Source organism: Bacillus sp. AFS031507 (genome assembly GCF_002584635.1).
Lineage (GTDB): Bacteria > Bacillota > Bacilli > Bacillales > Cytobacillaceae > Neobacillus.
Genome location: NZ_NUOW01000035.1, coordinates 18,068 through 31,124, shown reverse-complemented (window position 1 = coordinate 31,124; position 13,057 = coordinate 18,068). Strand labels below are relative to the sequence as shown.

At 36.4% G+C, this 13,057-nt stretch carries 15 protein-coding genes; 3 read left to right on the top strand and 12 right to left on the bottom strand.

Going from position 1 to position 13,057, the window contains the following annotated elements:
• Window positions 1-212 precede the first annotated feature (212 nt).
• The 9 genes from COE25_RS25200 to COE25_RS32390 all read right to left on the bottom strand — a co-directional run bounded on the left by COE25_RS25200 (window position 213) and on the right by COE25_RS32390 (window position 6,585).
• On the bottom strand, window positions 213-575 hold the full coding sequence (locus COE25_RS25200) for a hypothetical protein (RefSeq protein WP_257208956.1): 363 nt from the start codon (window positions 573-575) through the stop codon (window positions 213-215).
• A 95-nt stretch (window positions 576-670) separates the two neighbouring features.
• Window positions 671-1,009, bottom strand: coding sequence for a hypothetical protein (locus tag COE25_RS25195; protein WP_098934566.1), 339 nt, complete (start codon window positions 1,007-1,009; stop codon window positions 671-673).
• 131 nt (window positions 1,010-1,140) lie between these two features.
• Window positions 1,141-1,659, bottom strand: a complete 519-nt coding sequence (locus tag COE25_RS25190) for a hypothetical protein (protein WP_098934565.1) — start codon at window positions 1,657-1,659, stop codon at window positions 1,141-1,143.
• A 270-nt stretch (window positions 1,660-1,929) separates the two neighbouring features.
• Window positions 1,930-2,364, bottom strand: coding sequence for a DUF4304 domain-containing protein (locus COE25_RS25185; RefSeq protein ID WP_098934564.1), 435 nt, complete (start codon window positions 2,362-2,364; stop codon window positions 1,930-1,932).
• Between the two features lie 151 nt (window positions 2,365-2,515).
• Complete coding sequence (locus COE25_RS25180; RefSeq protein ID WP_098934563.1) at window positions 2,516-2,710, bottom strand: DUF6980 family protein; 195 nt, start codon at window positions 2,708-2,710, stop codon at window positions 2,516-2,518.
• Window positions 2,711-2,756: 46 nt separating this feature from the next.
• The gene (locus tag COE25_RS25175; protein WP_098934562.1) at window positions 2,757-3,263 is read right to left on the bottom strand and encodes a hypothetical protein; all 507 of its coding nucleotides are present in this window, start codon (window positions 3,261-3,263) and stop codon (window positions 2,757-2,759) included.
• A 164-nt stretch (window positions 3,264-3,427) separates the two neighbouring features.
• Window positions 3,428-3,751 (bottom strand): hypothetical protein, encoded by a 324-nt coding sequence (locus COE25_RS25170; protein ID WP_098934585.1) that lies wholly within the window; start codon window positions 3,749-3,751, stop codon window positions 3,428-3,430.
• A gap of 1,026 nt (window positions 3,752-4,777) precedes the next feature.
• Window positions 4,778-6,400, bottom strand: coding sequence for a TOTE conflict system archaeo-eukaryotic primase domain-containing protein (locus tag COE25_RS25165; RefSeq protein WP_098934561.1), 1,623 nt, complete (start codon window positions 6,398-6,400; stop codon window positions 4,778-4,780).
• Window positions 6,401-6,423: 23 nt separating this feature from the next.
• Window positions 6,424-6,585: a DUF5659 domain-containing protein gene (locus COE25_RS32390; protein WP_373605375.1), complete on the bottom strand. Its 162-nt coding sequence runs from the start codon at window positions 6,583-6,585 to the stop codon at window positions 6,424-6,426.
• A gap of 820 nt (window positions 6,586-7,405) precedes the next feature.
• Here COE25_RS32390 and COE25_RS25160 point away from each other — a divergent pair.
• Complete coding sequence (locus tag COE25_RS25160) at window positions 7,406-8,545, top strand: hypothetical protein (RefSeq protein ID WP_098934560.1); 1,140 nt, start codon at window positions 7,406-7,408, stop codon at window positions 8,543-8,545.
• Between the two features lie 145 nt (window positions 8,546-8,690).
• On the opposite strand, the gene COE25_RS25155 is transcribed toward COE25_RS25160, so the two are convergent.
• From COE25_RS25155 to groES, 3 genes are all read right to left on the bottom strand, one after another.
• Window positions 8,691-9,602 carry a tyrosine-type recombinase/integrase gene (locus COE25_RS25155; RefSeq protein ID WP_098934559.1) on the bottom strand — a complete coding sequence of 304 codons (912 nt, stop codon included), beginning with the start codon at window positions 9,600-9,602 and terminating at the stop codon, window positions 8,691-8,693.
• A gap of 153 nt (window positions 9,603-9,755) precedes the next feature.
• Window positions 9,756-11,390, bottom strand: coding sequence for a chaperonin GroEL (groL, locus tag COE25_RS25150; RefSeq protein ID WP_088085080.1), 1,635 nt, complete (start codon window positions 11,388-11,390; stop codon window positions 9,756-9,758).
• 56 nt (window positions 11,391-11,446) lie between these two features.
• Entirely contained in the window at window positions 11,447-11,734 is a 288-nt protein-coding gene (groES, locus tag COE25_RS25145) for a co-chaperone GroES (RefSeq protein WP_026565252.1), read from the bottom strand.
• 353 nt (window positions 11,735-12,087) lie between these two features.
• Here groES and COE25_RS25140 point away from each other — a divergent pair, with 353 nt between their 5' ends.
• On the top strand, window positions 12,088-12,810 hold the full coding sequence (locus tag COE25_RS25140; protein WP_098934558.1) for a CPBP family intramembrane glutamic endopeptidase: 723 nt from the start codon (window positions 12,088-12,090) through the stop codon (window positions 12,808-12,810).
• Complete coding sequence (locus COE25_RS25135) at window positions 12,807-13,010, top strand: YdiK family protein (RefSeq protein ID WP_098934557.1); 204 nt, start codon at window positions 12,807-12,809, stop codon at window positions 13,008-13,010. Before COE25_RS25140 ends, COE25_RS25135 begins: the two co-directional genes overlap by 4 nt.
• Window positions 13,011-13,057 lie beyond the last annotated feature (47 nt).

Genomic DNA, 13,057 nt, shown 5'->3' with positions numbered 1-13,057 from the left:
GGAAAAAAGGGGGGGTTTACTCTTAATGAAATCACAGTTTTATTAATCCTTACGTTATGTCTTAAACTCCTCATAGACATCCCACTCCAAGACACAAAAAGGGGATAACTCAATCCTAGTAATCCCCATTAACAACCCTTTGAATAGTGCATAGATATCAACGCAGTTGTTTTGTAGAAAAGCAACCGTTGGTTGAACAAGACATAATCTCTCTATTTTCCTACATAATCAATCTCAATTCCATTCACGCTTTCATCCATTTCGTAAGTTTCTGAGTTTTTATCGTAAATGACTCGTAATTTCATTTTACTAAGCCATCCAATTGAAAATTCCTTATTAGACCTAAAAGTATTTCCCGACTTATTTGGTAAGTTTTCATCCTTATTTAAAATTGATAACTGAGGTGATGAACTTGTTGTTGCACCACAATCTCTTGTGAAAATATAAGCTACTTTTTCACCATTAGGAGAAGGGACTTTTTGTACAATATCATTTCCACACATATCTCCAAATAATGTATTCAATACATATTTACCTACCATAAAAATAAGAAGTATTACAATTAGTGTAATCAAAATAGACTTCACCTTCATTAAATTCACCCTTCCCCAAAATGTAGTAGTTTAACTATCCTGCCCATTACCTCAATAATAATGGACAAATCAGATGGCTAATCTCCAATAGCGTAAATATGTTTCTTTTGATTTATCGCATCATCGCATAGTTCTTTTAATTCTTGTGCAAAAGTCCATATTTGTCGTTCTTTTTCATTAGTCAATTTGTATTTATTTAATAATTCTTCACAAATGCCTTTTAGCACTGGGATATCTTTAGTACATATGATTGTTCGACTAAAACGGTCTAGATTCAAGAGTAGGTTAAATTCCTTGCCAGTACTCTTTTCCATTGTTAATAAGTAATCGTGGGTTCTTTCATTAAAATGAACATATTTTTCTGCTTTTGATGCTTCTTTATCAGTTACTCCAATTACAAAATCAATCCCACACATCGTAAATCTCCTTCCCAAAATCCAAACAACTCTTTGTAGATAAATTTATCCTATACTATTTCAAGTAACCTATCTAGTACGCACAAAAAAGCGTTCCTACTTATTACAGAAACGCAGCTTGTAAACTAATATCATACTTTATCAATACCATTACCTGTTACAACAAAGTGAGGACTGCCATCCTTACGATTAAAGAATCTCCAGAATTCACTGTATTCATCGTCCTCTGAGGTGTCTGGGAATACTTCGAATACAAAACCTTCCGATAAAAATACCTTGAATCCTCCAACATTATCTGAGTCAATGCTTTCAACAATACAATTTTCTTGTACGGCTTCCAAAAAGTATTTAATACGCTCATCAAATCTATTGTTTCCTTGAATGTCCCAATCAAAGTTCTCATTATCTTCATTCCATCCTGACCAAGGAGAATAGAAATCCCGTGAAGCTACTAAGATTTTATTTTCTTTGATAATTCTCCAAGAACTTTGAATATCTAAAGCATATTCCGCTAATTCTTCAGTTTTGCCCTTCCTTGTTACTGAAATCATTTCCCCAAAACCAAGCCAAAAAAGATTAGATGCTCTTCCAGCACACTGTAATTTTAAACCCACTAATTTCCCTAATTCGGAACTGATTGCTTCTTTCATAATTCATCTCCTAGTAAGTTTAAAGTGTATTTTATCATCCTTATTGTACTGCCTGTAACTTCAACAAAAAAGGTTCTTCTCCTTCTTCATACAGACAGGAGAAGATTCAAAGTTATCGCTCCCTATTTCACACCTTAACTATCATCGAGAATAAAGTGTCGCCAAAATGACACTTCGTTCCCCCCCTTGGAACAGAGTGCAACTAACCTTCCCACTTAGCAGAAAAACGTCTCTGCCAATTACAAAACGCAGCTGTTAATATAACAAGAGTTATTCAATTTGAAGGTATTGTTTTGTGATAAGTGTGGTCTGATATAAGAGAACTGGTTGTTCTTTAATTAGTTTTTTTAAAGCCTTAATGCTTGTTATGGGAGAGACAAAATATTTGATGTTTTTCTCTAGTCCATCAGCAAGTTGGTCTTTAAGGACTTCGTTAATATCAACAACATCAGTGTTTTTGCCATTAAGTTCAAAGTCAAATCTCAAACGAATATTTCCATCGGTATATTTAGGGTCTTGCTTATCATTTAAATCTTTAATTATGTATCCCAGATTAAAGTAATAACTAGATGAGTAGCTTGATTTTTGTAACCCAAGTACAACCATTAATTCAATACTATCTAAAAAATAACAACTTCTTCTTTTGGTCATTCCGTTAGAAATAACTATTTCTTCTACAATCTCTTTAAACTCAGCAGTTTCCATCGGATTCCCCTTTTTGTTCTTTTAGGACAATTATTCTATGTAAACTTGTCTATTCCTTCTTAAGCTATCCTGCCCCGTTACTTGAATAAGAAAAAGGCTTTACTCCTTATTGAAGTAACACCCGATAGTGAAAGAAGAAAGTATCCAAAATTTACAGCTTGGTACCACACCACGGACAAAAATCTATTCCGATTCTTGAGGTGCCACCATCATGAATTATTAATCCATAGTCCTTATCCTTTTCATCGAATATGATGAGTTTGTCAGGACATTCAAAAGGGTTTTCATGAATATCGCACTCGAAATTTGCATGATAAGCCATATCCTCACAACAATGTTTTTTCATAATTTCATTTCTCCTTATTTAGTTCAAGCACCCGTTTGTTTAATTATTACTCACTATGAATTTCAAAGCAGAAATATCCAAAAGGCAAATGTTCTTCTTTTAATTCCATTTCTGATTTTGCAATTTCCATCATTTTGGGCAGGATTTCCCTTAAAGATTCTTTATATTTTTTAAGTGCTTTTTGATAAGAATCCACATCGTTATTCTTACATAAAGGATATAAAATTGCCCCTAATCTTAAATTACTAAGTGTTCTTTGGGTATCAATGGGGTTAAGACAATCTAAGATGTGCATCTCTTGAATCTTTTCATCAAACCAATCTCTACATTCTATATAAAACATAAATTCCTCGAATTCAATTTGCATATCTACTTCTTCATTTATATAGAATGGTGTAATCCTAATGTATTCGGTAGTTGAATTAGAACTAATAATCTCATCTAATATTCCATTTAAGTTCGTGATGGTCGGATAATAACTATATTTTCCGTTATAGTAAACAGTGTTATTATAAATAATCTCGTTAATCTTTCCTTTACCTTTCTCTATCATTCTCATCGCCTCCCTTATTACATATTCTTCATATATTAAGCCCACTTCTTCTTGAACTAAACTGCACCCGTTAGTGCAAAAAGGAAGGGATAGCAGCACCGATTCCTTTGTTTAACTCTTGCACCCGTTACTTCAATAAGAAGAAATTCAATTCCAATTATTTTTCAATATGGTGCGGATGGAACAAATATGATTGGATATTTTTCTCCTAGCTGTTTCTTCACTTCTTGGAATAATTGCAACCCTTTTTCATTGTGATTTTCCTGTTGTTTTAATCCATTTTCCTTTAATGAATCGGTTTCTAAATCAATCCATTCACCATATTCCGATACCCATTGCAATAGTTCTTCCCGTAATTTATCTGATAAAGGGAAATCCTCTATATCAAGATTCCCGCCACATACGTTGCACCAAATAGGGTCAGCCACAAAATCCGCTTCTAGTTTAAATGAATTAGTAAATTCGCATTTACAAACATCTTTTAACATCAAAAAGTCATCTCCCAAAAATACAATTTCTCCTGCAAGTTATTCAACTAATCTGCTTCTTTAGCTTAAGTAGATTCTTTCACAATCCATATAGCTTATGGTAACAATTAAAAAAAGACGAGTTTTATTAATGGTTCTATAAGTTCACTTCAATTTCGACCAATTGTCCAAACATCCGCTCCATTATACGAAAAAAGGAGAGCCTCAATTTAAAGCCCCTCTTCAACATATTATCTACTCCAATCCTTCAACTGTTGCAATATCTTCAGACTTGCAATTCTGAAGTGTTTCTGCTTCATTCTTTCCCACAAACTAATACTTCGACTCTTTAGCATTCCACTTTCAACCTAAGTCCTTTATTTTCTTCTGTACTTTTCTGATCAAGACATTCATTTCCCTACTATGTGGTCTATGCTTGTCCCCTTGTATATATCCGAAAAGCTTCTACGACACATGTATATACTATCGCTGTATGTATTACAAGCTGCCTCCTTAATACCCTAAGAGCATGTAGGGGGTTACTCCTTTCAGTCCTAATACCCCTTTTATGAATAAATAAGTTATTATGTTACGTTTACGGAATTTCTCAAATAACCGCAGCTACCCACTTAAACTGCAGAAGGCTTCTCGGACAATCCATAATTCTGTGGTGTGCGGATGAACCCACCTATGTCCTTTTCCCATAATAACCCCCCTTCATATGTGGAAATTACCCCTCCCCATGCCTACTCTGCTTTATGTTCGTCTCCCTCCTCTTATACTAGAATGAATAAGGTAGTAGTGGTCTATAGCATGATATGTATGGCTTGTTGGAATAACTAAAGGCATTAAAGATAGGGGTATTGTTCCGTATACACTCCACAATACCCCTTTTATGAATAAATAAGTTATTATGTTACGTTTACGGAAAAATGAGTATGAACGCAAAATGAGTATGAACGAAAAAAGAGCAGCCACAATAGCTTCTCCTATATGACTACTATCGTCCTGCTCCCATATTATTAAACTGATTCTGTAAATTTCACCCTACTTTGCTACCTTGTAAATTGGTTTTACCTTTTCATAGTAATATGTTTTCGGCACTAGTTTTCTTGCTTTCTCTTCCGCAAAAAGTGTAGCAATAATTGTGTCTATTTTTTTGTCTTCCTCAACACTCTCAGCAGTCAATACTAGAATGTTACTGTCACCTTCTGCCTTTGGAATGTTGACCTTGAAGTAGTATGGTGTCTTATATTTGCCTACTTGCTCTGTTTTTTTTGCTATTTCCAAAACACCAAGACCAACAAGCTTGTCAATTTGTTTCTTTAGTCTTTGTCTGTTACTGTCGCAACCATACTTAGCTAATGTACTGTATGGTGTATAGAATACATAACCATTACTCTTCTTTGCATGCTTCTTACTTTCCATTAGAAAGGCAAATAGCAATTGAATTAGTGGGAACTTTCGCTTCTCACTGGTCTTATTGACTGTCTCGAGAATGAATGTCAACTCGCTTTCGAATATTTCCCATTCTTTGCGACCTTTATTGTATAAGCTGTAGTCTTTTTCGTATATTATCCCTGTAAGCCTCTTAACTTCCCTCAGTGCATACTCAAGAGTTGTGTCTTCACCAAACTTGTTTCTTTCATTCGTATAAGCTTCTGTTATAAATGCTTTGACTTTTGTAGTCGTTTGCTCTTGAGTGTTTCCAAGTTCTTTTAGGTATTGACCTATGAGCAGGGTTGCATTATGCCTTGAGCCTTTGTAGGCAAGCTTCCTACTAAGCAGTAACTGTTTGCAGTATTCTTGCTTTTCCTCTACAGACTGGAATGTGTTAGCAATGTTTGCTTTAGCATTTGACAGAAGCTTCTCTGTTTGCTCAACGTGCTTATGCTCTACTGCAATAGCATTTACGGTTGGCTTTAGCTTCTTGCACATGTCTATGAAGCTGTGAGTGTATATTCTGTTCTCTTTTGCCTTCTGTAAGTATGCTATATTACGTTTAGCATCAGTCAATGGCCCTCTTAAGAAGTCAAACGTATCGTTTGGTACAAAATAGGTTGCTACGAGTGTGCCTTGATGAAGGCTCAACGGTAGCTTCACACCTTGCATATTTGTTGGTCTGAACTCTATCTTATGTTTGTCACCTTCAATATCCTTCAATATATGCTCATAGAAAACTTGCATTATCTTTATACTCGTAGCTTGCTCGAAGAACAGGTCTATATGAAAGCCTTTTTTACCACTGAAAGAGACATGGATTTGCTCTCGCTTAATGCCATGTCTTAGCAGGCTGTTTATGATTCTCCTCGCCCACTTCTCGCTTTTTTTCCATGAGCCATAGTCAATGTCAAAGCACAAAAACTTACTTAGTACTGTTCCTCCGAATATTCCATATACCGCTTTTCCTTGTACATGCTTCACTAACTCGGCTGTAGTAATAACGTAACGAGCATTCTTTAAATAACTTGTACCCGCTTCTTCTGTCCTATACTGTGCTTTCCCCTCCTTGTCCCTATATTGAACAAGCCTCTTCTTCTGCTCTGTTACATACAAGTCGAATAACAGTTGTGCAATTTCTCTTTCCTGTTCCATTGTTGGTCGAAAAGAGTTAATTTCTTGTACAAATTGTTCCATCTTGTCGTTTTGTTCTTGAATGTAGTCTCGCATGTTGGATTTTGATCCTTTCTAGTTTAATTTGCATAGTTTTCCTTCTCTTTCATTTGCTTGTAACGTTCCATTTCTTGAAGCAAAGCTGGTGTTTTCTCATACAGGAATACACTCACCTGTTGAATTCTTTTATTCTCTTTAATTGCTAAAAGCTTGTGTCCTCTCTGTAGCAAATAGTTAGCCATTCAAACGCTAAAAACGTGTTTACCGCTGTTTGTTGCAGTCGCTTTTTTCACTTTTAACCCTCCCTTGCGATTGATTTACTTAATTTGATTTGTTTAGCCATTCCTTAGAAAACACAAAAAAGGAGCGAGTCTACAGTACAACTACTTCACCAGAAAGCACACTTATCCCATCTAAATAGGCATTCAATCAGCCTACCCCCTATGAGTGTTCATAGGAAAAACAGTATAAGTGTGCCTCCTAATGAGGCGGTTGCATGTAGATTCACTCCTTACAAAGTATATTTGTTCGTTCAATTAATATCTCTTACATTATAAAACTATTCTTTTGGCAATACAATAGACCGACTCGATTGCATCTATTTACCATATTGGAATGTTGTATAAGATAGAAAAGGTTACCCTATTCACTGGTATCCTATTTCCATTCTTTAAACTCTCAATATAATCCCTCCGTTCCACCTACGAGTATCCCTCTAGTTGGATATGTAATAATGGCTAAAAAATAGGAGTGTATCGAGATCAGTGTTACAAACACTGGGAATTAGGTGTTTAAGATGGCAAAAAAGCAGTAAAATATCCTTCTCGTATCGGGATTTTTTACACCGTTTAGTGTGAATTGAGGTGCTGCCCCGTCTCTTTCTAATATAGGCTACACAAGATATCACTGTCACATCCCCTCTGCTTCCACCAAAAAGAGCAGTTACAATTACCGCTACAACTATTATTCCTCCTAAAGCAAAATTGTTGCATTTTTTGTCGACTTGTAACATTAAGTGCAATATAATTGCTTTAACATTTACTGTCACAAGGTGGTAATAGTATGAGCAAAGTAGATACTTTAAAACTAGAATTAGGTAAGTACTACAGTGAGAACGGTAGCTTCGATGGATTTAGGGTAAGTAATCCCAAGTTATACGATCAAATTAGAACATTTATGAAAAGAGAAATTGGCTTCTTCCCTAAATTCTTATTACTTTGCGGATATGACGTTCTTTACCACGGTCTTCCATTGGATCGTTCAAGAGATAGTATTATACAATGGCTGTTGGAAACTGGTAGGCTTGAAATAGATACTGATGTCTCCCATTTGGCATTATTTATAACAAGATCGTCAAGAGTGACATTTAAGCTTGGGGATACCCCTGTATTACTTGGATGCGAAGGATGCGAGTCTATTTTACCTGCCGAAGAATTCAATGCATCACATACAACAAAGATAGGCAAGCAGTCAAAATGCAGGTCTTGCGAAGCTTATGTATTTAAAAAGGACGATAGGAAAAAGAATGGAAATGCTCAGTGGAGGAATAGCAATCTTGACAGAGTCGCTGAAACTGGAAAGAGATATTATCTGAACAATATAAACAGGATTAGAGAGTCATCTAAAAAGTGGTATATTGACAATGTTGACAAGGTTAGAGAAAACGGAAAAAGGCATTACTTGTTAAACAGGGATAAAATATTGAAAAGAGGCAAAATACGCTACGCCATAAACCGAGAGCCTAAATTACAGTACTGCAAATCACATTATCTCAACAATAAAGATATGTACAGGAGAAGATCAGAGAAGCGAAGGGTTATCATGAATGAATTGCCGTATGAGAAATTAAACGAAGACAAACTTAAAAGTCTGCAAGGAAATGTATGTCCTTTGACGTTAGAGCCTCTTAACGAAATCGATTGTAATTTGGAGCATTTTATCCCAATTTCTTGGGGTAACTTTGAGGAAGACGATTTTATGGGTGGACACGTATTTGGTAACTGCTATTACTTGGAAAAGAATCTAAATATGAGTAAGTGGAATAAAAATCCTTTTGAGTGGATTGAAGAACAGTCAGAATTTATTAGGAGCAACTTCTACGACATACTAGTTCCCCTTCTGGCTGATAGAAATGGATTGAGCGTAGAAGAATTTTCTAATAAGGTAAAACTATATTGGAGGAATAATAAGCTTACTAAATGAATTACAAGAAGTATTTAATTAGCTAAACCCTCTCCCAAGAAAAAAGCCGTTAGTCACTTCTAACGACTTGAATCGTAAATAATATTCTAATCAGAGTCGAAATTTACTTTCCTCTTATTTAACAAAAGCAAGCTGTTTTCCCACTTTAAACATCTAATGTATTTAATGGATTATACTTATCATTTTGTTCCCTTAATTCATTGCCCCACATTGCAACATACTTCATTGTAACGGCAATATTTTGGTGTCTCATAAGCTTCTGAATTGCAAAGGCACTCATTCCAGACATGGCAAGGCGATGGCAAAAGGTATGGCGGAATGTATGAGCAGATACCCGTATATCCTTGAAGTTCATTTTCTTACCTAGATAATTAAAAACTAACATCAAAGAATTGTCGGTCAATTGAGTGTTATCTCGTTTCACGAAAACATAATCACTTAGATTTCCCCAGTATTGCTTACAGAAAGTCTGATATCCTCCCAGTTCTTTTGCCAATTTATCTGTAATCGGAATCGTTTCTTTCCTTCTGCCTTTCCCAAAAACAGAAATCGATTTATTAATGAAATCCACATCTGACCACTGAAGATTAATGACCTCACCCCGTCTAATTCCAGTACCGAGAATTATAACAATAATCATATAATCTCGATAAGCTACATAGCTTTTATCACGATGTTTTATCCTTCTATAGAAGTTCAACATCTGCCGTATTTGTTCATCACTGAATACATCAATCTTTACATCATCCTTTTGCATTTTGACCTTCTTGGCTGGGTTATTCTTAATGACCTCACATTCCACCATGTAATTTAAGAAGGCTCTGATTCTTAATAGCTTTGTATTAATGGTACTTGGTTTATCGCCTTTCTCTTGGCATTGTAATAGATACTGCCGAACATGACTGTAGGTAATGTTTTCAACATTTACTACTTGATTCTCAATACAGTAGTCCACAAATTTCCCTAAAAGCATTTCATAATTTTTGATATTCGTCTTGGTTGTGTTCTTGAAACGTCTGTCATCCAAGAAGTCTTGATACGCAAATTTTAACAACACAAAAAACCACTCCCTCATTTTTTAGGAAGTGGTTATTGCTATTGAAAATAATTATCTACATGACAGCTTCTCAATAGGATTGAAAAATGGGGCGAAAAATAGCCGTAACTATTTCTCTATTTAAGAGCATATAACAGGGTTTTAATCCCCTGATTACATCATGCCGCCCATTCCACCCATACCGCCCATGTCAGGCATACCCATACCTGAGCCAGCTGGTTCTGGTTTGTCAGCAACAACTGCTTCAGTTGTTAAGAACATAGCTGCTACAGATGCAGCGTTTTGTAATGCAGAACGAGTAACTTTAGTTGGGTCAACGATACCAGCTTGAATCATGTTTACCCATTCTCCGTTCGCAGCGTTGAAACCAGTACCGATTTCTTCACGCTTTAAGCGGTCAACGATAACAGATCCTTCAAGACCAGCATTGTGAGCAATTGTGCGTACAGGCTCTTCCATCGCACGTAATACGATGTTGATACCAGTTGCTACATCGCCTTCAGCTTGGATTTCAGCAACTTTGCTGTATACGTTAAGAAGGGCTACACCACCACCGGATACGATACCTTCTTCAACCGCCGCACGAGTTGAGTTCAAAGCGTCTTCGATGCGAAGTTTGCGCTCTTTTAATTCAGTTTCAGTTGCAGCACCAACTTTGATTACTGCTACACCGCCAGCTAATTTAGCTAAGCGCTCTTGTAATTTTTCACGGTCAAATTCAGAAGTAGTTTCTTCTAATTGAACACGGATTTGGTTTACACGAGCTGCGATTTCAGCAGAATCTCCTGCACCTTCAACGATTGTTGTATTTTCTTTTGTAACAACAACTTTAGCAGCACGTCCTAGAGAGCTAATTGTAGTTGTCTTAAGTTCGCGGCCAAGTTCTTCAGTGATTACTTCCCCGCCAGTTAGTGCAGCGATATCTTCAAGCATTGCTTTACGACGATCGCCAAAGCCTGGAGCTTTAACAGCAACTGCATTGAATGTTCCGCGTAGCTTGTTAACTACTAGAGTAGAAAGTGCTTCACCTTCAACATCTTCAGCAACTAATAATAGCGGCTTACCTTGTTGAACTACTTGCTCAAGTACAGGAAGGATTTCTTGAATGCTAGCAATCTTCTTGTCAGTAATTAAGATATATGGATTTTCTAAAACAGCTTCCATTTTATCTGTGTTTGTTACCATGTATGCAGAAGTATAACCACGGTCAAATTGCATACCTTCTACTACATCCAATTCAGTTGTGAAGCCTTTAGATTCTTCAATAGTGATTACGCCGTCGTTCCCAACGCGCTCCATTGCTTCTGCAATTAATTGGCCAACTTCTTCATCAGCAGCAGAGATGGAAGCAACTTGTGCGATCGAAGCTTTGTTTTCGATTGGTTTAGAAATTGCTTTTAATTCTTCAACAGCTGCAATAACTGCTTTTTCGATCCCTTTACGGATACCCATTGGGTTTGCACCAGCAGTTACGTTCTTTAAGCCTTCGCGAATCATCGCTTGTGCTAGAACTGTTGCAGTAGTTGTACCGTCACCGGCAACATCGTTAGTTTTGCTTGCTACTTCAGCAACAAGTTTTGCACCCATGTTTTCGAATGCATCTTCTAATTCGATTTCTTTTGCGATAGTTACACCATCATTTGTGATAAGTGGTGAACCAAATTTTTTCTCAAGAACCACGTTGCGTCCTTTAGGTCCAAGAGTAACTTTTACTGCATTTGCTAGAGCATCAACACCACGAAGCATTGCGCGGCGTGCATCTTCACTAAACATAATCTCTTTAGCCATTGTTTAAAAACCTCCTCATATCTTTTAAGTTCTTTGTATTTTTTTAAGTAAAAATCTTAAGCGCCAACGACAGCAAGAATATCAGATTCGCGTAAGATTAAATATTCTGTTCCTTGGTATTTCACTTCTGTACCGCCGTATTTTGAGAAGATAATACGATCACCTACAGAAACTTCAAGTGCTACACGCTCTCCGCTTTCAAGGACGCGGCCAGTACCAACGGCAACAACTTTTCCTTCTTGAGGCTTTTCTTTCGCTGAATCCGGTAATACGATCCCGCTTGCAGTTTTTTCTTCTGATTCAACAAGCTCAATGATAATACGATCACCTAATGGTCTTAACAAATCAAACAACCTCCTCAAAAATATATGTAATTCTGACTTATTAGCACTCTCTATGAATGAGTGCTAACACAATTATTATAATAATGAATCTCAAATTTTTTTGCAAGTGTGAAGCATAAATTTTTCTAAAAAAAATAATCCGATTGACAACCTTATAAAGTATGTGAAAAACGTCATTTTCTATACCCATTTTTTTAAAAAGTCTTTCTAAATTGAAACAAAGCCAGTTTTAAGAGTAGAATGAAGAATAGTATATATAAAGGCACGAGCGATTTGGCTCCCTGTAAAATGGATGATTATAAATTGACTATTCGTCAAAAATATAAAATGGAATCTAAAGGAGACTAGATTAATTGAAACGGGAATATTGGATAATCATTATTGTTTACATCGCGATGCAGTTTTCTAGCCTAATCGGGATACCCCTATTTTTGTTTGGCTTTAAAAACTTTGGGATCAATCAAAGTCTTGCTGTACCTTCCTGGCTTCTAGCTAGTTTTACGATTGCCTTATTACTCATTATTTTTATATTACGGAAAGAAATGAACAACCGAGGCTTCAGCAAAAATGGCGGTTCTTTCGGTCATTCGGTGGTATGGGCCATTTCAGGAATCTTCCTTGCTTTAGCTGCCCAGTACGCCGCCGCAATCATCGAGAACCAATTAGGCATCAATATGGGGTCTGAAAACACAAAGGATATTCTGAAGATTATTGAGGCTTTTCCCTTAGCGATCATTGTCACGAGCATCATTGGACCAATCCTAGAAGAAATCGTTTTTCGAAAAATTATTTTCGGAGCTCTTCATCAACGATTTAACTTTTTTATCTCTGCTCTTATCAGTTCAGTCATTTTTGCCGCGGCACATATGGAGTTTCAGCACATTCTGCTATATTCGGCCATGGGCTTTACGTTCGCCTTTCTTTATGTAAAAACAAAATCCATTTTCGTCCCAATATTTGCCCATGTCACAATGAACACCTTGGTGGTCTTGGTTCAGTCAGTGTACAAAGACGACATTGAGAGGCTCCAGCGAGAAGCCGAGGCGGTTCAAAACTTTATCGGAGGATTTCTATGAGACGTTCACCTTTGTTTTCCGGATTAATTTACTTTTTGCTTGGCGGGTTGTTTACTTACTTTGCCATTGATAATGTTCAAAAAAATGGCTGGGGGTTTTTCAGTTACCTCCTCGTCCTATTAGCAACCTTTGACTTTGGCTCAGGCGTAAAAATGATTATCTTTCACGTTAAATACAAAGATAAAATGAAAAAGAAATAAAACAAGGTGTCAGGCACCATGTGAATTTTTCACATGGTGCCTGACAC